The organism is Micromonospora sp. NPDC048871 (genome assembly GCF_043198155.1).
Classification (GTDB): domain Bacteria; phylum Actinomycetota; class Actinomycetes; order Mycobacteriales; family Micromonosporaceae; genus Micromonospora.
Genome location: NZ_JBICUM010000006.1, coordinates 292,838 through 315,047, shown reverse-complemented (window position 1 = coordinate 315,047; position 22,210 = coordinate 292,838). Strand labels below are relative to the sequence as shown.

Here is a 22,210-nt window from a genome sequence, read left to right as displayed (position 1 = left end):
GGTGGCCGCTGGTAGCCGATCGGATCGGGCAGGTGGCCCGTTGGGAGGAGGGGCGCGTGCCTCCGAGGCCGTCGACGTCTCAGGTGCCGGCATGACCAGCGCACCGGTGGCGGCCGGCATCGCATCCGGCCGGGGCCAGGCTAGCCGACTACCCTCGCTGACCGGGCTGCGGTGGGTGGCCGCGCTGCTGGTCTTCGGCTTCCACGCCGGCACCATGCGGATCATCGCGGAGCCGGACTACCAGGCGGTCGTCGGCAAGATCTTCACCCTGGGCCTGTCCGGGGTGCAGTTCTTCTTCATCCTCAGCGGATTCGTGCTGGTCTGGTCGGCCCGGCCGGGAGACTCGCGACGGGGGTTCTGGCGACGTCGGTTCGCCAAGATCTATCCGAACCACGTACTGCTCTGGGTGCTGGCCATGGCGGCGGCCCTCTGGTTCGCCGATCCGATCAACCCGGTCGCGGCCCTGGAGAACCTGTTCCTGCTCCAGGCCTGGGATCCCCGCCCCGGCTTCTTCTACAGCGTCAACAACGTCAGTTGGTCACTGTCCTGCGAACTCTTCTTCTATCTGTGCCTGCCGCTGGCCCTGCCCCTGGTGCGGCGGGCCCGCCCCTGGCTGCTGTGGGCGGTGGTGATCGCCGTACCGCTGCTGATCCTGGCGCTGTGGCCCGCGCAGACCCTGGTGCCGGAGCAAAGTCGGTGGTGGTTCACCCAGGTGTTCCCGCTGGTCCGCTCGCTGGAGTTCTGGATGGGGGTGGCCGCAGCCGAGCTCATGCTGCGGGGCCGCTGGCGGGGTCCCGGCCTGCCCCTGGCGAGCCTCATCTTCGTGGTCACCTGGGTGGTCGCCGCGCAGTGGATTCCGGCCGAGTTCTGGGCGGCGCTGCTGTCGTCGGCGTACGTGGTGCTCATCGCCGCCGCGGCGGACGCCGATGTGCGGGGCCTGCGCTCGCCCCTGCGCTCGCGCCCGATGGTCTGGCTGGGGGAGGTGTCCTTCGCCTTCTACCTGGTGCACGTCTTCGTGATCATGACGATTCTCCGGGTCACCGGAGACTGGGGAACCGGTCTGCCCGGCTGGTGGGGCCCGGCCGCGGTGATCGGCTTCCTGCTGCTGACCCTGGGCCTCGCCGCCCTGGTACACCGCTTCGTCGAACAGCCGATGATGCGCCGCCTGGCGCCTCCCCGCCGCACGGCCCGCCCCAGCGCCACCGACCCCACGCCCGACACCGACCCCACGCCCGACACCGAGCCTGCGCCCGCCTCTGGCACCAAGCCCGCCTCGGGGGCCACGCCCGGTGCGGTGCCCGGCCCCCGTGCCGAGACTGCGTCCGGCACCGAGACATCGGCCGACCTCCATGCTGGACGGTAGGGTCCTGGCCCGCCGACCAGGCCGGCAACCCGAATCAGGTTCCTTGCGGCGACACGCCGGGCGGCGGTGCGGGCTGCGGATGCCGGCGGTAGCGTGACACCGTGCTCCCGGTCCTTCCCACCCGTCCCCTGTGGTGGTTTGCGCGCCGGGTGGTACGACTGCTGACCGGGTTCGCGGTCGCCGCCGCCTTCACCATCGGGGTCTGGGCCATGCCCGCCCACCCCGGGGCGATCGAGGACCTCGGTCCGGCCGGGCAGCCCACCATGGCCGGCCCCACCTGGTCCTTCGAGGGTGCCCCGGCCTCCTCGGTCGCCGGTGGGTGCGCCGCTGTCGCCCTGCCGGTCGAGATGTGGGGGCCCGGGGGCGACGACCGCCCGGAGGCGGGCCCCGCGACGACGCCGGTGTCGCCGTTGCCGCTGCCGCCGGAAGCCGCCCCGATCATCAGGGCCGCCCACGGTCAGCCGCCAGCGGTGGTCACCCCGGGTCCGGGCTGCGCTCGCGCACCACCTCGTCGCTGATCGTGCGCCCTTACCGCCCTGGTCACCCGGACCTGGCCCGCCTGGGCCGGTAGTGCTCCGGAGATCGCCCGGGGCTCCGGAGTGACCTTGACGGCCCGGGCCTCCGGGTCGGCCCTGCCGCCGACCGTACCGGCCGGAGGTCCGCGACGGGTCGCAGTGATCAAGGACCTTTCGCGGACGGGTTCGCGGGGTGTACCCGCTGGCCTGATCCGGTCCCGCCGCCGAGACCGCCACATCAGCTTCCCCGAGGTGCCGACATGGAGCAGACCCTTCTCTACCAGTTCCTGATCGACGTCCCCCGAGCCGCCGCCATCTGGTCGGTGCTGCTGGTGCTCGCGTTGGGTGTGCTCACCGTGCTGGTGGCCCGACCCGAACCGGCCCCCTCGACCGACCGGGACCCGGCCCCCTCCGAGGAGGATCCCGCCGCCGTGGACCTGCGGCGCTATGCCGGCGAGGTGGCCGTGGCCGCGGCGGGGGCCGCCCAGAACGCCGCCCGCCGCCGGGAGGCGTGGCAGCGTGCCCAGACGGAACTCGACCGGGCCTGGGCCGCGTACGACGAGGCGGAGACCGCCGCCCGACGACTGGCCGCCGCCGGCGCGCTGCCCACCCCCGGTACGCCCCACACCCCCACCGAGTACGCCGCCAGGGAACGCTGGCTGCGCCACGCCGCGATGACGGCGTACTGGCGGGGTGATCTGTCGGCCCGGCAGCTCACCGACGCCCTGGCGCACCGGGCCGGTTGGGATCCCCGACGTCACCCCGCCGAGCAGGAGATCTTCCTGGCCCGGGTGGTACGCGACGGGCGTCAGGCGGCTTATCAGGCGGCTCGGCAGCAGGAGCGCGAGGCCTGGCGGGCCGCGGAACTGGCCGTCGACGCGGCTCGGGCGCTGTCGACCGAGGCGTACGCCGCAGCGCAGCGGACGCGGGCGTACCCGCTGCCGACCTCACCCCGGGTCGTCCTCGGCCCTCAGGGAGCCGTGGCGCGCTGGCGGGTGGCCCGGGCCGGTTGAGTCGGAGGCTCTTTTTCCCATTTATTCGGTGACCCCGGTCACAGTCATCGCCGAATCGGTCATCGGAGGGCAGACATCGAATGCCGGGCGTAATTTCCGGGGCTTTGCCAACCTCGGGTCCTGTTGTCGACCGGCGGTGCCCTCCTGACCCGGAGTCCCATTGAGCGACGACAGTTCCCCGGTACCCGAAAAATTTAGGCTGCGAGAAGGTTTAGGCAGCTCAGGGCGGCCTTGGCAGGAGCTGTAACGCACAGTAATGTCGGCCCGTCCGGTGCGGTCACCGTTCGCAAGTGGCGACGCCGCGCCGACCCGCTCAATCGTGATCTCACGAACCGGGGACCCACTGCACCACTGGGGTGAATCCGCGAGCCACGGCCCGCGGTAGGGCGATCTTCCCGCCCGAATCCGTCAGCTAACCCGGTCGGCGGTGTCGGAAGGAGCTCCTTTCCTCGTGCAGCACAATCAGCGCCCCCCGATATTCCTGCGCCTCCACGGCCCCGTGGTGCCTGCGCTCGCCGGTCCGCTGTCCGCGCGCTGACCCAGGCCCACCGCAGTCGCCCGATCCCCGGGCGCATCCCGTGAAACGGCACCGCCCCGTACTCCGCCTCCGGGTGTCCACCGGATGGCCGGAGCCGCTGTGCCACACCACCCCTGAGCCCGTGGAGGATTCGTGAAGCACACCCTCAAGCGTCAGCTGCGTCGGCTGGCCACCGAACGCCCCTACCAGCTTGTGGCCACCTCGGCGCTGGCGTTGGCCCTGGCCGCCGGTGCCGGCGCCGTGGTCACCCAGATCGACGACCCGGCCGAGACGCAGACCACCGCCGTGGTGGCCGAGTTGCGCGAGGAGCCGGCCGCCTCCCGTGGCCTGGCCCGGGTAGCCACCGCCCCCAGCAGCGCCGCCCCGAGCAGTGCCGCGCCGAGCGCGGAGCCCGGCAGCGCGCCGTCCAGCGCCGCCGCCTCGCCGGAGGCCGCCTCGGCGGACCCGGACCTGGCCGGCGAGGAGGCCGCGCCGAAGGCCCCGGCGAAGAAGGTGCTGTCGTACGACTACCAGGCCCAGATCAACGGGTGGTACTGCGGCCCGGCAGCGGTGCGTAACGCGCTCAGCGCCGCCGGCATCGACCGGGACCAGGAGACCCTGGGCGCTGCGCTCGGCACCACCTACTCGGGCACCAACTCGGCCCGGGACACCACCCGGGTCCTCAACGCCATGGTCAAGGGCAGCCCGTACCGGACCACGATGATTCCCGGTGGCGCGGCCACCCCGGCCCAGATGGATCAGCTTCAGGCCGATGTCGTCACGGCCATCTCCGACGGCCGGGGGGTCGTGGTGAACGTCGCCGGCAGCGTCACGGACACCGCCGGGGGCTGGCACTCCTTCCCGGGTGGCCACTACGTCGCCGTGGTCGGCTACGAGGACGAGGGCCGGATGGTCAAGATCGCCGACTCGGCCGACCCCTCGTACTACTCGTACTGGCTGAGCACGATCGATCTGGCCAACTGGGCCGCCACCCGCGGCTACTCCTCCTGATCGACCTGTTTCGTACCGGGCGCCGACCCCTGTGGGGTCGGCGCCCGGTGTCGTATCCCGGTCGTGGCTCTCGCCGAGCCGGTGCGGGCGGTGGCAGACTGCCCGACATGATCATCGAGTCGGGCGGGCGGGACGGTTCGCCGATGCTGTTGCTGCTGCACGGAATGGGTGCCAGCGGTGCTGTGTGGCTACCCTCGGCCCCGCTGCTGAGCGAGCGCTGGCCCGGCCGGTGGATGGCGCCGGATCTGGCCGGTCACGGCGGGTCGCCGCCGCTGGCGGGGTACTCCTTCGCCGGGCTGGCCGACCAGGTCGCCGCCGGCCTGCACCCCGGCGATCGGGTGATCGTGCTGGGCCACTCCCTCGGCGGGGTGGTCGGTCTGGCGTTGGCCGCCGCGAATCGGGCGTTCACGGTCGAGGCGGTGGTCGGGCTCGGCATCAAGGCGGTCTGGTCCCCGGCGGAACTGGCCCACGCCGGTGATCTCGCGGCCCGCCCGGTCACCTGGTTCGACAGCCGCGACGAGGCGGCCCGACGATACCTGCGGGTCGCCGGCCTGGCCGACCTGCTGAGCCCGGATGATCCCGCGGTGGCGGCCGGGCTGCGGCAGGTGGACGGCCGGTGGCGGCTGGCGATGGATCCGGCCGCCTTCGGCGTCGGTGAGCCCGACCTGACCACCCTGCTGGCCGGGATCGAGGCGCCGGTGCTGCTGGCCCGGGGCGAGCACGATCCGATGGTTTCCGAGGCACAGCTCAAGCAGTACGGGGTTCCGGTGGTGACCCTGCCCGGCCTCGGCCACAACGCCCATGTCGAGGATCCGGCGGCCGTACTGGCGCTGCTCGACGCCGTACGCTGACCGGTCGCGGTCAGGGGCGTTCGCCGTCGCCGGCCTGCTCAGGGGAAGCCTGCTCAGGGGACTTGCGTAACCACAGGACCACCCCGAGCACTCCTGCCACTGCGCTGCTGATCGCGATCGCCGTCTCCGCCAGTTCGGACCAGTCGTCCATGAACGGGTAGACACGCGAGAGGACCATCCCCACGAAGCAGTAGAACAGCAGAACGACGGCGACGACGCGCTGGAGAATCATGACCCTGATTGGAGCACAGGGCCGCGAGCGACCCTCGGGCAGAGTCCACTGTGTCCATGAGTCGACCGCCGTCGGGCCGATGCCCGGCGGCGGGGTCGCTCAGGTGGCGGGGTCGCTCAGGTGGCGGGGGAGAGCGGGGCGTCGCTGGCGGACCGGGGCGCCGGGGCGGCCCAGTGCGGGTCCAGCTCGCGCCGGGCGGCGGTCAGGAACCCCTCGGCGTACGTCTCGGTCGGGAAGTCCCCGAGGTATCGGCGGCGGGTGGCCCACCGGGCCTCGGCCAGGGGGTCGGTGTCCAGCAGCCGGGTCAGCACCTCGTCCACCTCGGTCAGGTCCCGACGCAGTACGTAGCCGGCGGCGGCCAGTGGGAACCGTTCGAGGAACCGGTCGCCGTCGACCCCGGTGTCGGTGACCGCGTACGGCTTGCCGGAGTGCAGCCAGTCGGACACCACCCCAGAGACGTCGGAGATCAGGGCGTCCGCGCGGTTCACCGACTCGGCCAGGGTCAACGCCCCGGCGGCGGCACCGAACAGGTGCGGGCGGCCGGTGCGGGTCCGGTCGGCGGCCAGCAGGTCGTGCAGCCGCCCCAACTGGCGGGCCGAGGCCGGGTTGTGGGCGGTGTACGGGTGGGGTCGCACGATCACCGTGGCCCCCCGGTCGAGCAGCCGGGTCAGCAGGGTCTCGGCGAACGGCAGCGAACAGTAGTCGGCGTCGGCGTGGTGCCCGGTCCAGGTGGGGGTGTAGAGCACGGTGGGGTTCGGCAAGCGGCGGACCGGGCCGGTACGCACCTCGATGGCCTCGACCTGGGGGCGGCCGACAACCACGAACTTTTCGGCCGGAATGTCCACCCCGGCCCGGGCGTACCGGTCGATGGCGGCCTCGCCCGCTACGAAGATCCGGTCGAAGATCGCCGACACCGGGTTGGCGCTGGAGGCCTTGTCGCTGTCGCCGTGGTGCAACTGCACATGGGTCAGCTGGGTGAAGCGCAGGCAGTGGCTGTTCTTGGCGCCGTGGTTGACGTAGAAGGCCACCCGCAGGCTCGGCACCAGCACCTCGTCCATGCTGCGCAGGGTCGGGCAGTAGAGCACCGGGGCGGTGGTCTTCGCCGCGATGACCGGCAACGCCTCCGGCTCCCGCAACATCACCACGAAGGGCCGACCGATCCGCTCCAGGTACGGCAGCCACATGGTGACCTGGTACTCCGAGCCGGGGGGAGCGGAGAAGTACAGCAGGAACTCCGGCTGGCGCCGGCGCAGCTCCCGGGTGACCGGGGAGCCACCGGCACCGGGCCGCAGTCGCCGCATGACCAGCTTGCCGGCGACCGCCCCCACGGCGGCACCGGCCAGCAGGCTGGCCGCCAGGGCCACCGTGGCGGGCAGTCCCGCCATCGCGGCCAGGGCCAACACCGCCAGCAGGCCTGCCACGATGTCACCCAGGCGGGCGGTGATCCGGGGTACCCAGGTGCGTACCGGAAGGTTGGCCGCGAGCAGCTCCAGGTTGCCCGCCTCGCGCAGCGGGCCGGCTAGCACCATCAGCCCCAGCAGGATCACGGCCGTGCCGGTCAGGGCCACATCGAAACCGGAGTCGAGCTGCCGGGAGTAGCCGACCAGCACCCCGGCCGCGATCAGAGTGGTCTCCGCCACCCCGTCGGCTCCGGGGCGGACCCGACGTTCCCAGACCGTGGCGGCGAGGGCGAGCAGCGAGAGCCCGAGCCCCCAGGTGGTCGCGCCGGTGAGCGCGACCACGATGAACGCCAGGACTGCCGTCCCGGTGGCCAGCCCCCGGGCGGCCAGCTTCCTGACCAGGTCACCACGCATCTCGGTGTTGCCTTCCGGGTCGTCGTGGGTCGGTCAGGAGACCGGGGCGCTGCTGTTCTGGCGGCTGCCCTGGGCCGGCACCACGGCACCCGAGGCCTCGCCCGGCGGGCGGCGCACATCGATCACCTGGCCGGTCAGATCCGAGATCAACACGTCCAGGGAGGCCTGGGCGACGGTCTCGGCCGCGAGCAGGGTGTGCTCGGGCTCGGCGCCGAAGGCCTTGGTCCGCATCGGGGTGGCCGTCCGCTCCGGGTTGATCACGTTGACCCGTACGCCCAGCTCGGCCCACTCGTCCGACAGGGCCTGGGTGAGGTTGACCAGGGCCGCCTTGGTCGCCGAGTAGAGGGCGTAGTCCGCCCGGCCACGGGTGTAGGAGCTGGAGGTGTACAGCAGCAGCTGGCCCTTGGTGTGCTGAAGGTAGGGCAGCGCCTGGCGGGCCACCGTGACCGGGCCGACGAAGTTGACCTGGAGCACCCGGTCGATGGTCTCTTGGTCCATCTCGGCCAGGGCGCCCTTCTCCAGGATGCCGGCGGTGACCACGACGTGGTCGATGCGGCCGGTGGCCTCGAAGGCGGTCCGCAGTGCGGCCTCGACGTCGGCCGGGCGCTCGACATGGGTGCCGGTGCTGGAACGGCTGAACGGGAAGACCTGAGCGCCGTAGCGCCGGGCCAGCTCGGTCAGGTCGTGGCCGATGCCGTAGCTGCCGCCGAAGACGACGATCGTCCGGCCGGAGACCTCGTCGCCGTAGGCGCGCTGGTCGGCCAGGCGGGGCACCTTGGCGGCGGCCAGCTGGAAGAGCTTGTCCGCCAGGTGCACGTCGACCGGGTGGGTGACCTTGATGTTCTCGTCCGAGCCGTCGATCACCTTGATCGGCACCTCGGGCAGGTAACGCAGCACCACACCGCAGTCGTCCGTGGCGGCGAAGTTCGGGTCCCCGGCGGCCAGCCGGTACGCCTCCCGGATGGTGCTGGAGCGGAAGGCCTGCGGGGTCTGCCCCCGGCGCAGGGTGGATCGCACCGGGATGTCGGTGATGCACTCGTTCTCGTCGACCTGGATGATCGTGTCGGCCGAGGGGATGGCCACGTCGACCGCCGAGTAGGTCCAGAGGGCGTTCACGCACTCCCGCACGATCCGGCCGCTGAGCAGGGGCCGTACCGCGTCGTGGAAGAGGATGTTGCAGTCCTGCTCGCCCACCGCGTCCAGGGCGATGCGGGTGGTGGCGTTGCGGGTGTCCCCACCCTCGATGACCTTGGTGACCTTGCGGAAGCCGGCCTTGTTCACGATCTGCTGGGCCTCGGCGACGTGACCGCTGGCCATCAGCACGATGATCTCGTCGATCTCCGGTGCGGCCTCGAAGACGGCCAGGGTGTGCTCGATGATCGGCTTACCGGCGATCTTGAGCAGCTGCTTGGGGATGCCGAGGCCGAGCCGGGTACCGGTACCGCCGGCCAGCACCACGGCCACCGTCCGTGAGGGTCGCCACGGTGCCGCGTGCTGCGGCGTGGTGCCCGAATCGGTGGTCTGGTCCTGCGTCATTGCCGGTCCTCGCTCTCGGTGCATGGCTGCGATGTCGTGCATGGCTGGAATGTCTCGTCGACACGGCGACGGATGAACGATAACGCGGGTGCGGATCACCCTGGGTGTGGCGTTGTCGCCCGGACGATGCCGGACATCCGCCGAAAACTCTACTTCCCGTTGGTGAATGCCTCGTACGCCTTCAATACCTCGGCGGTGGGGCCATCCATCCGGATTAATCCGGACTCCAGCCAGATTGTCCGTTCACACGTGTCGCGTACCGAGGAGAGCTGGTGGCTGACCAGGAAGACCGTACCGGCGTTCTCCCGCAACTGGCGTACCCGGGCCTCGCTGCGCTTGCGGAACCGCTTGTCACCGGTGGCCAGGGCCTCGTCGATCAACAGCACGTCGTGCTGCTTGGCCGCGGCGATGGAGAACCGCAGCCGGGCCGACATGCCGGAGGAGTAGGTACGCATCGGCAGGGAGGCGAAGTCCCCCCGCTGGTTGATCCCGGAGAACTCGATGATCTCCGGCAGTTGGCGCTGCACGTCGGCCGGGGACATGCCCATGGCCAGGCAGCCCAGTGTGACGTTGCGCTCTCCGGACAGGTCGTTGAGCAGGGCGGCGTTCACCCCGAGCAGGGAGGGCTGGCCCTCGGTGTAGACCGCCCCACGCTCCACCGGCAGCAACCCGGCGATGGCCCGCAACAGGGTCGACTTGCCGGAGCCGTTGGTGCCGATCAACCCGATGGCCTCGCCCCGGTACGCGGTGAAGGTGACCCCCCGCACCGCGTGCACCTGGCGCACGTTCGGTGTCGTCGTACGGGTGACCAGCCGCCGCAGCGCGGCCACCGGGCTGTGGCTGCCGGCGGCGCCCTTGTGCACCCGGTAGACGACATGCGCGTCGTCGACCACCACGGTCGGGATCCGTTCCTGGATCCGGGGCAGGGTGACCGTCACGTCGTTGGACATCGCCAGGTGATCAACCACGGCCGTACTCCTGTTCGCCGCGCCAGAAGTAAAGGTAGCCCCCCAGGCCGACCAGCACCGACCAGCCGATCGCGACCAGCCAGGTCAGCGGCAGGGAGTCGTTGAGCAGGGGAGTGTTCTCCAGCAGCGCCACCCGGGCCAGCTCGATGTAGACCAGCATCGGGTTGAACTGCACGATGGCGGTGGCCCAGCCCGGCAGGTTCTCGGCGAACAGTTGGACGCTGTAGAGCACCCCGGAGCCGTACATCCAGGTCCGCAGGATGAAGGGCATCACCTGCTTGAGGTCGGTGGCCTTGGCGCCCAGTCGGGCCACCGTCATGGTCAGCCCGGCGTTGAACACCGTCTGGAGCAGCACCGCCGGCACCAGCATCAGCCACATCAGGGTGATCGGCTCGCCGGTGATCAGCACGATGGCGATCAGCACCACCATCGAGCCGAGCAGCTGCTGGAACTGGGTGATGGTGATGGCCAGCGGCAGGCTGGCCCGGGGGAAGTGCAGGGCCCGGATCAACCCCAGGTTGCCGCTGATCGCCTGGGTGCCCTGCTGCACGCTGGTCTGGGTGAAGTTGAAGATGAACAGCCCGGCGGTCAGGTAGGCGATGAAGTTGTCCATCCCCCGGCTCTGCTGGAGGATCAGACCGAAGATCAGGTAGTAGACCGCCGCGTTGGTCAGCGGGGTGAGTACCTGCCAGAGCTGCCCCAGGCGGGCGTTGCTGAACGAGGCCGTCAGCTTCGCGTTGGCGTACGCGGTGATGAAGTGCCGGTAGCGCCAGAGCTGCCGGGTGTAGCTGCCCAGGGAGGGGCGTTGACCGGCCATGCGCAGCCCGTACCGGGCGGCCAGCTGGGCCGGAGGCAGGCCGGAGTCGGGGTCGGCCAGCGTGCTGTTGGCCATGGGGATGGGCGCTCCGATCTTGTCGAGCCGGCGGGTGCGTTCGCGACGATGGAATCTAGCGTGTTCGTGCTCGGAGCGTCGCCTCGCCGCTGCGTGGACAGTAGTCCGAGAACCGTCGGGACGCAACCGTACCGTCGTTGCGGTACATTGTCCTGCGTGACAGCCGAGAAGAGTCCCAGGTGACGACCGGGAAGAGGCGTGCGCCGGCCGGTGCGGCGGTGCTCCGTGGGGAGATCACCACGGCCATCCGCCGGGCCCTGATGCAGGAACTCGCCGCGGTCGGCTACGGCCGGCTCTCCATCGAGGCGGTGGCCCGCCGGGCCGGAGTCAGCAAGACGGCGATCTATCGCCGGTGGAACTCCAAGCTCGATCTGGTCCTGGAGGTGGTCACCGCCGCCGCCGGCGCCCGGTTGCCCGCCCTGGACACCGGCGCGCTCCGCAGCGATCTGGCTCTGCTGTTCCAGGTGGTGGCGCACGCCCTGGCCCACCCGCTGGCCGCGCAGATCATCCCGGACCTGCTCGCCGAGGCCGCGCGGAACCCCACCATCGACGAGACCTTCCAGCAGATGCTGCGGTCCCGGCAGCAGGAGATCGTCGGCGGGCTGATCACTCGTGCGGTGGACCGGGGAGAGTTGCCGGCCACGACCGACCCCGACGCGGCGGTCGACCTGATCGTGGGGCCGCTGTACTGGCGGCTGGCCATCGCCCGTACCCCCTTCACCGACAGCTACCTGGAGACCCTCGTGGATTCGGTGGCGCGGGCCCTGGGCGCCGGGGACCTTCTGCCCCGCCAGCGCCCGGCGCCGACCTCGGGTTGAGCCGGCCGGGTCCGGGGTAAGGCTGGCTGCGTCCACCCCCACGGCCCGGCATGACCGGGTTTCTCCGCACCGGTACTACTCTCGGTGGGGTTCGCCCGCGCCGCCGCCCGGCGAACCTCCGGCGCAGCCGCACCTGCCCGTACGACGACAAGGACCCTCGTGTCGCTGACCGCCCACACCGTCGCCGCATCCCGACCGGCAGCGGCCGACGAGTCGGCCGCACCCGCCGAGGTCCGGCGCAGCCCGATCCGGGCCGTGCTGGGTGGGGTCCGGGACGGCATCGCCGCGATCCCCGCACTGCTCACCGACTGCGCCGTGCTGGCGTTCGCGCTCTGGACCCTGCTCTACCACGCCGCCCTGCCGTTGGGGCTGGCCCCCTCGCTGACGCTGCGGATCTGGCTGATCGCCGGATCGGCGCTGGCGGTGCTCGCCGTACTCCTCCGGCTGGCCCTCCGGTGGCGACGCCGCCGCACGGCCCAAAACTCGGCCGCCCCCCAGGCCCCCGCCGACCCGCCGGACCAGGCAGCCCCGGAGGAACCGGTAGAGCCCGCCGATCCAGCGGACCAGGCAGCCCCGGAGGAACCGGCAGAGCCCGCCGACCAGACCGAGCCGGTCGCCGACCGGGCCGGGTCGATGAGCGTGGCCCAGCGGTGGTGGACGGCGCTGACCCTGTTGGTCGGCACCGGCGCGGCGATCACGGCCGGGCTGGCCGGTACGCCGGCCGGTGCGGGCATCTCCTGGTGGGTGCCGGGCTCCGCCGGGCTGGTGGCCGCGATCGGTGCGGTGCTGCTGACCTGGCGGACCTGGCGAGCCACCCCGCCCAGCCGGTCGGAGGCCCCCGCCACGACGGCCTGGCAGTCGGCGTACGCCCTGCTGATCGCCGGGGTGGCCGCGGTGGCCTCGCTCTACCTGGCCCGCAGCACCCCGGACGACATCTACTACGTGGGCCGCTCGGTGTGGGTGGCCGAGCGCGACAACGTCCCCCTCAACGACTTCCTGTTCAGCGAGAACGTCCTCCCGGCGATGGCCTCCCAGCCCCCGGTCGCGAGCATCGAGGTCTTCGCCGGGGCCCTCGCCCGGTTCTTCGGCATCCCGGCCGCCTCGGCCACCTGGTATCTGCTGCTGCCCGTCCTGGCCGTGCTCGCGGTGCTGGCCCTGTGGCGGCTGGTGCAGCGGTGGGCCCCGCGCCGTCCGGTGCTCGCCTTCACCGTGGCCGTGGCCTTCCTGGCCCTGGTCTGCGGCCCGGACGCGGCGCTGGGCACCTTCCACCTGCCCCGCCTCTACCAGGGCAAGGGGATGTTCGTCTCCGCGGTCGTGCCGTTGATGTGGCTGTACCTGACCCGCTGGTTCGACGACCGGTCCAAGCGTGGGCTGCTGCTCATCGTCGCCTTGTCGATCACCGCGATCGGACTCACCACCACGGCGGCGATCATCCTGCCGATGCTGGTCGGCGGGGCGGCCCTGATGATGCTGCTGGTCGGGCGCTGGAAGTCCGCCCTGGTGGCCGGGGTGGCCGCGCTGGCGTACCCGGTCGGGGCGGTGGTGATCACCCAGCTGGTCCTCGGCACCTCGGCCAACGAGGCGGCAGCTGACGTCAACTTCTACGACGCCGCGCACACTTACCGGCGGACCTTCGAGATCGGCATCGTGGGGGTGATCGGCGGACTGGCGTTGTGGTGTGGTGCCTTGCTGGCCCGCCGCCGTACCCCGGCCCTGCTCGCGGCCGGGGGCGCCCTGACGCTGAGCGTACTGCTGGTTCCGGGGGTGTTGGAGTGGCTCAGCGCGGTCACCGGCATCTCGGTGGTGCTCTGGCGGGTCCCCTGGCTGCTGGCCGTGCCGGCGCTGATCGGGTTGCTCTGCACCGTCTGGCTGCCCACCCGGCTGCGGGTGGTGCGGGCCCTGGTCGGGGTGGTGCTGGCCGCCGCGATGATCACCTCCTTCGCCGTCTACGCCGTGCCGATGTGGGACGAGCGCAGCGGGGTGCTGGTGCACGCCGAGCCGACCTGGAAGATCCGGCCGCAGCGGCAGGCCATCGCGCAGTTCATCATCGACCTGGACCGCCCGCCGGGTCTGGTGCTCGCCCCGGCGAGCATCATGCGGACCATCCCGGTGATGTCCGCCCGGCCCCGGGTGGTGCTGCCCCGCGACTTCTTCCTGGTCGAGTACGACCTCAACTCACAGTTCTCCCAGGACCGGCTGCTGCTGACCCAGTTCGCCAACGGGGGTCCCAGGGCGGAGCGGCCGGAGCGGGACGAGGTGATCGCCGCGCTGGATCGGCTGGAGGTGGGCACGATCTGCTTCTACAGCCAGAACCGGTTCGCCCTGCGTACGGCCGAGCGGGCCGGCTACACCCTGGCCGCCGAGCGGCCCGCCGAACCCCCCGTACACCCCAACGCGGTCACCTGCATGGTCCGAGGGTGACCGGGTCGACCGGGCCCTCGACGGCGACGGCCCGGTCGGAATTCGCGCGGCCGGGGCCGGCGGCTTGAGCGGTACCGGCCCGGTCCGCCGCCGGGGCGGGCATGCTCACAGGGCAGGGCCGTAGTACACGGGAGGTGGGCATGGACAGCTACCACGAGGACTGGACGGACAGCCAACGCGCGCTCTACGACGAGTGCTACCGCCGTGGAGCCGACTGGGCCGAGGACCCGGCCACCCCGGCCGAGGACGTCCAGCAGGTGATCAATCTCGGTGAGGCCGACGACGACACCCTGGCCGACGCCGAGATCGACTTTCCGCCGTTGATCGACGCGGTCACCGAGGCCACCGGCGAGGTCGTCAGCACCGTACCGGCCAGCCACGACGACCCCGCCTTCAAGGGTTTCGTGGACGGGGTGCGGGACTCCACCTCCGATGAGGTCTTCGGCCTCTGAGCAAGGTCAAAACCTTCCCCCGGGCCTGTCACCCCGGCCGGTCTTCTGCCACCATCAACCCAACCAGTGCGGCAGCGCAACAGACCTGATGGGAGGCCGGGTGTGCGGATCCTGCTGGTCGAGGACGACCGCCGGGTGGCCGGTGCGCTGTCATCGGCGCTGAACCGGCGCGGCTACGAGGTGGAGCACGCCGCCACCGTGGCCGCCGCCCTCTGCGCCGCCCCGTGCGACCTGGTGCTGCTCGACCTGACCCTGCCCGACGGGGACGGCACCGACCTGTGCCGGGAGCTGCGCCGACGCAGCAGCCAACTGGGCATCATCGCGGTGACCGCCCGGGGCGAGGAACGCGACCGGGTGCTCGGCCTGCGCATCGGTGCCGACGACTATGTCGTCAAGCCCTTCTCCATGGTGGAGCTGCAGGCCCGGATCGAGGCGGTGCTGCGCCGGGCCTCGCACACCCCACCGCAGCGCACCCTGATCGAGGTCGGCACGGTCCGGGTCGACGCGGCGGCCCGCACGGTCACGGTGGCCGACCGGCCGGTGTCGCTGACCCGCAAGGAGTTCGACGTCCTGCTCTCGTTGGCCCGCCAGCCCGGGGTGGCGGTACCCCGGGACCGGATCCTGCTCGACGCCTGGGGGACCACCTTCGCCGATCGGCACACCGTCGAGGTGCATGTCGGGTCGCTGCGCAACAAGCTCGGCGACCCCCGCCTGGTGGAGACCGTGCGCGGCGTCGGATACCGGCTGCGGGCCGAGTGAGGGGCCGGGTGTGCGACGCCGCCTGGTGATCAGCTATCTGCTGCTGATGGTGCTGGTGCTGGTGGCTTTGGGTACGCCACTGGCGGCGACCCTGGCCACCCGGGAGACCGACCGGCTGCGGGCCGACCGGCTGGCCGACGCCACCCGGTTCGCCTCGCTGGCCGGCCCGGCCCTGCGCGACGGCACGACCGGCCCGCTCGCCAGCGAACTGGCCAGCTACGAGGAGCTGTACACCATCAACGCGGCCGTGGTCGACCGGGACGGGGCCGCGGTGATCCCGTCGCCCGGTTGGCAGTGGACCCTGGGCACCCGCCAGGCCCTGGATGTCGCCCTGTCCGGCCAGCAGACCAGCAGACCGGACTCGGTGTGGCCCTGGGTGGACGAGCCGATCGTGGTGGCGGTGCCGATCAACGACGGGGGTGAGGTCCTCGGAGCGGTGGTCACCGCCAGTCCGGCCGACGGGGTCCGTCGTACGGTGACGACCTGGTGGTTGTTGCTGGCCGGCACCGGGCTGATCGCCGTGCTGGCCTGCGTGCTGACCGCCTTCGGGCTGGCCGGTTGGGTGCTGCGCCCGATCACCGAACTGGACGCGGTCACCCACGAGATCGCCGAGGGGGACCGGGGAGCCCGGGTGCAGCACCGGCTCGGTCCGCCGGAACTGCGCCGCCTGGCGGCGAGCTTCAACCACATGGCCGACGTGGTCTCCGACGTGATGGACCGGCAGCGGGCCTTCGTCGCCCACGCCAGCCACCAACTGCGCAACCCGTTGACCGCCCTGCGGCTGCGGGTGGAGGAACTCGGGCCCAGCCTGGTCGACGAGCAGGGCCGCGCCGAACACCAGCTGGCCCTGGAGGAGACCGACCGGCTGGCCCTGCTGCTGGACGGCCTGCTCACCCTGGCCCGGGCCGAGCGCCAGGAGAACCAGCGGGTGACCGTCGACGCGGTCGCGGTGGCGGAGTCCCGGGTGGCGGCGTGGGAGCCCCTGGCCCGGTACCGGTCGGTCACCCTGCGACTGACCGCCAACCCCGACCCGGTTCACGCCCGGACCGTACCGACCGCGATCGACCAGGCGCTGGACGCTCTGATCGACAACGCGGTCAAGTTCAGCGGCGCGGGCGGCGAGGTGACCGTGACCGTCACGGCCCGCGACGGCGGCTGTGCCCTGGAGGTACGCGACACCGGCCCCGGCATGACCCGCAGTCAGCTGGGCCAGGCCACGGAACGCTTCTGGCGGGCCCCGGAGGTGCAGAACGTCGACGGCGCCGGGCTGGGGCTGACCATCGCGGCCGTGCTGGTGGACGCCTCCGACGGCCGCCTCACCATGCAGCCGAACTCGCCCCGTGGACTGGTCGCCGCCCTGTGGTTCCCCGCCCCGGAGGAGCCGCCCGCCCTGGACGAGCCACCCGTCGCGCTGGAACCGGCCGCCAGCCCCGGCTGAGCCGCCCGGGTCAGGGCTTGCTGTCGCGGTAGTACGCGGCCGCCCCCGGATGCAGCGGCAGCGGCGGGGTGGCGATCGCCGAACGGGGGCTGATCCGTCCGGCCGCCGGATGGGCGGCGGCCAACTCGGCCCGTCGTTCCATCAGCAGCCGGGTCACCTGGCGCACCAGGTCTTCCGGCAGGTCGGCTCGGACCAGCAGATAGTTGGGGTTGGCCACGGCGGTGACCGGGTCGATGCCGTACACCGACCGGGGAATGTCCCGGGGCACGTACACCTCCCGGTTGCCCCGGCGCAGCGGCACGGTCCACTCGCCCAGATCGACGATGCGGGTGGGGGTGTCCTGGACCAGTTGGGCCACCGCCCGCACCGGCAGACCGCCGGAGAAGAAGAAGGCGTCGATCTCACCCCTGCGCAGCGCGGTGACGGAGTCGTCCAGACCGAGCTGCACCCGGTGCAGCTCGACGTCGTCCAGCCCGGCCACGGTGAGCAGCCGGTTGACCGTGATCTCCGTTCCGGAACCGGCCGCGCCGATGGACACCCGCCGACCCGCCAGGTCGGTCAGCTTTCGGACTGGGCTGTCCGCGGTGGTGACCAGGTGCAACAGGTCGTCGTAGACCCGGGCCACCGCCACCACGGGTGGATCCGGTCCCGGATAGGCCGGCAGCACGTCGGCCTGGGTGAACCCGAGTTCGGCCTCGCCTGCCTTGAGTAGCCGGACGTTCTCCACCGAGGCGGCTGTGATCAGTACCTCAGCGCGTACGTTGGGCAGTTCCCGGTTGAGGATGGCGGCCAGGGAGGTGCCGATGGCGTGGTAGACGGCCGTCGGGCTGCCGGTGGCGATCCGAATGCGTACCGGGTCCTCGGGCTCGTCCCGGCAGGCACTGAGACCAGGCAGGACCAGCAGCACGGCCACCAGGATGGCCGCACTGGCGACGGGCCGCCGGTCTCGGGCAGCATACCGGGAACTGGTCACGGGCAGCACTGTGCGCCGCCGGACCCCTGCGGCGCAACCCCAGGATGGCGGAGTCTGTCCCGACCGCGGTGCAGTTTTGTCCTGACCGGGGTGGTTCACTCAGGCGACCGGTCGGTGGGCCACCTCCTCGCCGGCATGGTGCAGGATGCGATCCCGGTCCGGGCCGTGGGCGACACTGACGAGGTAACAGCCGGTGCCCGCGCGCAGCAGCGCCGGTACGTCGAGCAGGGCGGCGCCGCGGACCAGGACGGCGGCGAGTTCCCGGTCGGTGATCCGTACCCCGAGGATGTGTCGCCGTACGTGCCGTCCACCGGCCAGCAGAGCGGCCCGCCAGGCAGCGGAGGCCAACCGGGTGCGCCACTGCCGGCGAGCCGTCGAGGCACCGGGCACCGGACCCCCGAGCAGTTCCCGTCGGCCCCGACGCCAGCCGTTCTCCATCAGTGCCGCGTACTCCGGCCGGTCTTCGTGGGACACGTGCAGCCGGTGCAGTTCGTAGCGGCGGCGCAGGCCACCCACGGCCAACTCGTGCCGTACCGGTATTCCCAACCGGTCCAGCAGTTGGCGGGTGCGGCGGGCCGCCTCTTCCCGGTTGAACTCGATGGCCGTGGGCAGGCTGGGCTGTTGTCCGGGGTAACGGTGACCGGATGTGGCCGGGGGCGGCATACAGCGCAGCAGACAGGCCGCCTCGAAGGCGTCGGCCAGGGTCGTCCAGTCCAGGGGCGGCAGGGTCGACGGGGTGCGGTGTCGGTCGAGCAGAATCGGTTCGGCAACCACCCGGAGGGCCTCCTCGTGGTGTCGGGTGTAGTTACAGTGACCCGAGACGCCGCGTGGTGGTACCGATCAGGTCGAGCCTTGAGGAAATCTTGCGGCTGTTCACAGCTCGGAAACCACCACGTCCACCTGACGTGGCCGTCCCGCTGCCGAGGGCTGCTCGCAGACGGTGTACTTCAGCTCCCGCAGCGCCCCCACCAGGGCATCGATGCTCCGTGGACGGACCCCGTGCAGCAGCAGGTCCCGCACCAACCGACCCTTGGTGGCCTTGTTGAAGTGACTCACCACCGAGCGCACCGGTACGCCGTCGACCTCCCGCTCGTGCAGCACCCGTACGGTGAGGGTCCGCTCGGCCAGCGCGCCCCGGGGGGTCCAGGCGGCGGCGTAGGCACCCGAACGCAGGTCCAGCACCGGCCCGGTACCCGCGGCCGAGGTCAACGCCGGCCCCAGCACCGGTCGCCAGAGCGCCGGCAGGGCACCGACCCCGGGCAGCCGGGCCCCGATCGGGCAGCGGTACGGCGGAATCCGGTCGCCGATCCGTACCGCCCCCCACAGGCCGGAGCTGATCAGCACCTGCCGGGCCGCTGCCCGGTGCGCCGCCGGTGGCAGGGTGGCCAGGTCCAGTGCCTCGTAGAGCACCCCGGTGTAGATCCGACCCGCCGGTGCGGTCGCCGCCCGCTCCAGACGGGCGTTGCGGCCCAGCTCACCGTGCTGGCCGGCACCGAGTCCCAGGGCGGTCAGCGCCGCCTCGGCGGGCCCCTCGCTGAGCCTCAGTAGCGCGGCCAGCACCTGCTCACGGACGGGGTTCAGCTCCGGCAGCGAGAGCCGGGCCAGGTCCAGACGGCGACCGGCGCCGACCTCGGCCTTGCCCTCCGAGGGCGGCAGCAGGATGAGCATCGACAGACTCCTCGACCTCCCGGACCGGGCCATCCGCGCCGGGGTCCGGCCAGCGTACGACCCCCCTCACCGCCACGGTCGCAGCGGCGTGGGCGGGTGGTAGACCCGGAAGCCGCCGACCTCGGCCAGCAGGTCGGTGTCCGCCCGGTCGCCGAGCAGTTCCCGCAGTCGGAGGTCCGCCGGTCCACCGGCCTCGAACACGTATCCGGGCCGTGCCGCCCGGGCCAGCCGCCACCAGTACGCCGGGTAGCGGTTCTGCCCGGGCCGCAGGTCGCTGTCGAGCACCCCGCAGACCACCTGCTCACCGGTGTTGAACACCAGCCGGTTGCAGGTCCAGTACTCGCCGTACACCTCGCGCAGCCCGGCGGCCCGGACCAGTTCCGCGAGTTGGCGGGACTGCCGTTCCTGCACCCGGCCCGGCTCCGCACCGGCAGTGGCGAACAACACCGTGACCACCAGGGCGGTCGCCGTCAGGGCGGCCAGGGCGGCGGTGGCCGCCGCGCCGACCAGCCGCCCCGCCGCGCCGACCGTGCCCCGCCAGCAGGCCACCGCCGCCACCCACAGCGGCCAGAGCACCGCCGGCAGGGACAGTTGCAGCACCGACAGGTAGCGGGCGTTGCCCAGGGGTTCGGTGGCGGCGAGGGAACTTCGCACGTACGCCAGCAGGGTCAGCGCGGCGCCGACGAGCAGTGCCAGACGCACCACCGCGACCACCCGCTCACCCGGTCCGGTCATCCGCCGGTACGCGAACCCGGCCAGCACCACCCCGACGACCAGCAACACCGGGTAGAGCAGGCCGAACCACTCCTGCCAGCGGGCGCAGCCGGTCAGCGGACACAGCCCGGTGGCCTGCGGAACCCCCTCCAGCAGCCCGCCGTCGAGCCGCTGCCCCCACGACGGGGCAGGCCCCTGGGTGCCGCTGATCCGACCCAGCACGGACAGGGAGTCCTGCCCGGGTGGGGCCACCAGGTTGTCGCGGATCATCGGGGCGATCCCCACACCGAACCCTAGGACCAGCAGCAGACCGGCCCACCCGAAAAGTTCCCGGCGCAGCACCCAGAGCAGCGCCAACCCGGCCACCGCCAGGTACGGCACGATCAGCCAGTCCGACCAGAGGGCCAGCCCGGCGAGCAACCCGAAGCCGCCGACGGCCCACCAGCGGTGCCGTACCGTGCCCCGGGCCAACCCCATCACGATCAGCAGCATCGCCAGCACGGCGACCTTGACCTCCGGACGGCCGCCGACCGTCGTCACCTGGTCGCGGATGACCCGCTCGGAGCCCAGCGCCAGCAGCCCGACGACGGTGGTGGCGAACCAGGGTGAGCCGATCCTTCGGGTCAGCCGGTGGATCAGCCAGAGGAACAGGGCGTAGAGCGCGAGCACCGGCAGCCGCAGCGCCGGCCAACTCGGCCCGGTCACCGCGAGCAGGGGAGCGGCCAGGTAGGACTGCAACATGCCCATGTACCGCTGGCCGTACAGGAAGACCGGATGTTCCCGGCCCTGCGCGATGTGCAGGGCGGCCAACCCGAAGGTGGCCTCGTCGCTGTTGGACACCGGCACGGTGTTCAGCACCAGGTACAACCGGTAGCCGACCCCGAGCACGCCGAGGATCAGTGCGACCAGGGCCGGACGATCCAGCCGTGGCAGCCACCGGCTCCGTCCTCGCTGTGCTTCCGACCCTGGTCGTGGCACGACCTCGCCCCCGTCGCCGTTCCGACGGGAGTGTTTCACGGTAACGGCGCATTCGCGGGTATTTGCCGGGGATCTGCTGATGTGTCACCTGCCGTCGCGGCTTGGGGGAATGCACCCTGCAGACGATCAAGAAGCCCCGGTCTCGCGTGGCCGAGGTCGGCGGGGTGTGGCAGGGTTGCAGACGTGCCACCCACACCCGCTGGCCAGTTGGCCATACCCAGCCTGCACCGGGCCGCGCGGATCGAGGACGCCGTGCACGCACTGGTCGAACGCCGACTGCGGCGGACCGGCTGGCGGACCAACATCATCGCCTACACCGGGTACGGGGCCCCCGGTTGGGCGCGGGTGATGTGCCGGGTGCTGCTGGGACGGCCGGACACCCGCCAACGGGGGCGGCTGGAGAAGGTCCGCGGCTGGCGCAGCTTCACCACCCTGCCGGCCAAGCACGTCACGGTGACCATCGAGACCGGTGGGGTGGTGCACGAGGCCCGGGCCGATCGCAGCGGGTTCATCGACACCACGGTCGAGGCGGATCTGCCTCCCGGTTGGGGCTCGGTGCGGATCAGCATGCCGGACGCCGAACCGGTCGAGGCGCCGGTGCGGATCCTGGATCCGGAGGTGCGCTTCGGCGTCCTCTCCGACATCGACGACACCGTGATGGTGACCGCGCTACCCCGCCCGCTGCTCGCCGCCTGGAACACCTTCGTCCTCGACGAGCACGCCCGGGCCGCCGTGCCCGGCATGGCCGTGCTGTACGAGCGGCTGGTCACCGCCCACCCCGGAGCCCCGGTCTTCTACCTGTCCACCGGTGCCTGGAATGTCGCACCGACCCTGACCCGCTTCCTGTCCCGGCACCTCTACCCGGCGGGTCCGCTGCTGCTCACCGACTGGGGACCCACCCAGGACCGCTGGTTCCGCAGCGGGCGGGAGCACAAGCGGGCCACCCTGGCCCGGCTGGCCAAGGAGTTCCCGGACGTACGCTGGCTGCTCGTCGGCGACGACGGCCAGCACGACCAGGAGATCTACCGGGAGTTCGCCGCCGCCCACCCGGACAACGTGGCCGGCGTCGCGATCCGCCGCCTCTCACCCGCCCAGGCGGTGCTCGCCGGTAGCCTGCCCGTCCCGCACGACCGCCCGACCGAGGGACCGGTGGGACAGAAGTGGCTCTCCGCCCCCGACGGCGCCGGCCTGTGGACCCTGCTCCGCGGCGCCGGCCTGGTCTGAGTCAGCCCTACGCCCGGTGAACGAAAACCAGTGCGTCAGTTGACGCAGAGCAA

Annotated in this window: 20 protein-coding genes and 1 riboswitch; of the genes, 11 read left to right on the top strand and 9 right to left on the bottom strand. The window is 72.0% G+C overall.

The genetic code is table 11. The features are described 5' to 3' along the window. Positions 1-91: 91 nt before the first annotated feature. The 5 genes from ACGFIK_RS16885 to ACGFIK_RS16865 all read left to right on the top strand — a co-directional run bounded on the left by ACGFIK_RS16885 (position 92) and on the right by ACGFIK_RS16865 (position 5,270). Positions 92-1,363, top strand: a complete 1,272-nt coding sequence (locus tag ACGFIK_RS16885) for an acyltransferase (RefSeq protein ID WP_327026946.1) — start codon at positions 92-94, stop codon at positions 1,361-1,363. Between the two features lie 101 nt (positions 1,364-1,464). After that, complete coding sequence (locus ACGFIK_RS16880; protein WP_327026945.1) at positions 1,465-1,881, top strand: hypothetical protein; 417 nt, start codon at positions 1,465-1,467, stop codon at positions 1,879-1,881. Between the two features lie 257 nt (positions 1,882-2,138). Beyond that, the gene (locus ACGFIK_RS16875; RefSeq protein WP_327026944.1) at positions 2,139-2,891 is read left to right on the top strand and encodes a hypothetical protein; all 753 of its coding nucleotides are present in this window, start codon (positions 2,139-2,141) and stop codon (positions 2,889-2,891) included. Between the two features lie 300 nt (positions 2,892-3,191). Continuing rightward, positions 3,192-3,333, top strand: a riboswitch (cyclic di-AMP (ydaO/yuaA leader). Positions 3,334-3,561: 228 nt separating this feature from the next. Then, a complete protein-coding gene (locus ACGFIK_RS16870; RefSeq protein WP_327026943.1) occupies positions 3,562-4,419 on the top strand; it encodes a C39 family peptidase in 858 nt (285 codons plus the stop codon). A 107-nt stretch (positions 4,420-4,526) separates the two neighbouring features. Next, entirely contained in the window at positions 4,527-5,270 is a 744-nt protein-coding gene (locus ACGFIK_RS16865) for an alpha/beta hydrolase (protein WP_327026942.1), read from the top strand. A 10-nt stretch (positions 5,271-5,280) separates the two neighbouring features. On the opposite strand, the gene ACGFIK_RS16860 is transcribed toward ACGFIK_RS16865, so the two are convergent. The 5 genes from ACGFIK_RS16860 to ACGFIK_RS16840 form a co-directional block, all read right to left on the bottom strand. Further along, on the bottom strand, positions 5,281-5,502 hold the full coding sequence (locus ACGFIK_RS16860; RefSeq protein WP_327026941.1) for a hypothetical protein: 222 nt from the start codon (positions 5,500-5,502) through the stop codon (positions 5,281-5,283). A 116-nt stretch (positions 5,503-5,618) separates the two neighbouring features. Continuing rightward, positions 5,619-7,316 (bottom strand): CDP-glycerol glycerophosphotransferase family protein, encoded by a 1,698-nt coding sequence (locus ACGFIK_RS16855; RefSeq protein WP_327026940.1) that lies wholly within the window; start codon positions 7,314-7,316, stop codon positions 5,619-5,621. Between the two features lie 33 nt (positions 7,317-7,349). Further along, complete coding sequence (locus tag ACGFIK_RS16850) at positions 7,350-8,852, bottom strand: bifunctional cytidylyltransferase/SDR family oxidoreductase (RefSeq protein WP_327026939.1); 1,503 nt, start codon at positions 8,850-8,852, stop codon at positions 7,350-7,352. 149 nt (positions 8,853-9,001) lie between these two features. Further along, positions 9,002-9,802 (bottom strand): ABC transporter ATP-binding protein, encoded by an 801-nt coding sequence (locus ACGFIK_RS16845; protein ID WP_327027182.1) that lies wholly within the window; start codon positions 9,800-9,802, stop codon positions 9,002-9,004. Between the two features lie 10 nt (positions 9,803-9,812). Beyond that, a complete protein-coding gene (locus tag ACGFIK_RS16840; RefSeq protein ID WP_327026938.1) occupies positions 9,813-10,712 on the bottom strand; it encodes an ABC transporter permease in 900 nt (299 codons plus the stop codon). A 218-nt stretch (positions 10,713-10,930) separates the two neighbouring features. Here ACGFIK_RS16840 and ACGFIK_RS16835 point away from each other — a divergent pair, with 218 nt between their 5' ends. From ACGFIK_RS16835 to ACGFIK_RS16815, 5 genes are all read left to right on the top strand, one after another. Beyond that, the gene (locus ACGFIK_RS16835) at positions 10,931-11,530 is read left to right on the top strand and encodes a TetR/AcrR family transcriptional regulator (RefSeq protein ID WP_393340176.1); all 600 of its coding nucleotides are present in this window, start codon (positions 10,931-10,933) and stop codon (positions 11,528-11,530) included. Between the two features lie 159 nt (positions 11,531-11,689). After that, the gene (locus ACGFIK_RS16830) at positions 11,690-13,951 is read left to right on the top strand and encodes a DUF6077 domain-containing protein (RefSeq protein ID WP_393340100.1); all 2,262 of its coding nucleotides are present in this window, start codon (positions 11,690-11,692) and stop codon (positions 13,949-13,951) included. Between the two features lie 140 nt (positions 13,952-14,091). Further along, positions 14,092-14,403, top strand: coding sequence for a hypothetical protein (locus tag ACGFIK_RS16825; protein WP_327026935.1), 312 nt, complete (start codon positions 14,092-14,094; stop codon positions 14,401-14,403). 102 nt (positions 14,404-14,505) lie between these two features. Then, positions 14,506-15,162 (top strand): response regulator transcription factor, encoded by a 657-nt coding sequence (locus tag ACGFIK_RS16820; protein WP_327026934.1) that lies wholly within the window; start codon positions 14,506-14,508, stop codon positions 15,160-15,162. Between the two features lie 10 nt (positions 15,163-15,172). Next, entirely contained in the window at positions 15,173-16,600 is a 1,428-nt protein-coding gene (locus tag ACGFIK_RS16815) for a sensor histidine kinase (RefSeq protein ID WP_393340098.1), read from the top strand. A gap of 10 nt (positions 16,601-16,610) precedes the next feature. Here ACGFIK_RS16815 and ACGFIK_RS16810 read toward each other — a convergent pair whose 3' ends face one another. The 4 genes from ACGFIK_RS16810 to ACGFIK_RS16795 all read right to left on the bottom strand — a co-directional run bounded on the left by ACGFIK_RS16810 (position 16,611) and on the right by ACGFIK_RS16795 (position 20,933). Further along, positions 16,611-17,582 (bottom strand): TAXI family TRAP transporter solute-binding subunit, encoded by a 972-nt coding sequence (locus ACGFIK_RS16810; RefSeq protein WP_393340096.1) that lies wholly within the window; start codon positions 17,580-17,582, stop codon positions 16,611-16,613. Positions 17,583-17,672: 90 nt separating this feature from the next. Continuing rightward, the gene (locus ACGFIK_RS16805) at positions 17,673-18,347 is read right to left on the bottom strand and encodes a hypothetical protein (protein ID WP_327026931.1); all 675 of its coding nucleotides are present in this window, start codon (positions 18,345-18,347) and stop codon (positions 17,673-17,675) included. A gap of 99 nt (positions 18,348-18,446) precedes the next feature. Further along, positions 18,447-19,241 carry a peroxide stress protein YaaA gene (yaaA, locus tag ACGFIK_RS16800; RefSeq protein ID WP_393340093.1) on the bottom strand — a complete coding sequence of 265 codons (795 nt, stop codon included), beginning with the start codon at positions 19,239-19,241 and terminating at the stop codon, positions 18,447-18,449. A gap of 66 nt (positions 19,242-19,307) precedes the next feature. Beyond that, entirely contained in the window at positions 19,308-20,933 is a 1,626-nt protein-coding gene (locus tag ACGFIK_RS16795) for an ArnT family glycosyltransferase (protein ID WP_393340091.1), read from the bottom strand. Positions 20,934-21,116: 183 nt separating this feature from the next. Between ACGFIK_RS16795 and ACGFIK_RS16790 the strand changes: the two genes are divergently transcribed. After that, positions 21,117-22,157 carry a phosphatase domain-containing protein gene (locus tag ACGFIK_RS16790; RefSeq protein WP_327026928.1) on the top strand — a complete coding sequence of 347 codons (1,041 nt, stop codon included), beginning with the start codon at positions 21,117-21,119 and terminating at the stop codon, positions 22,155-22,157. The last annotated feature ends 53 nt before the right edge of the window (positions 22,158-22,210 follow it).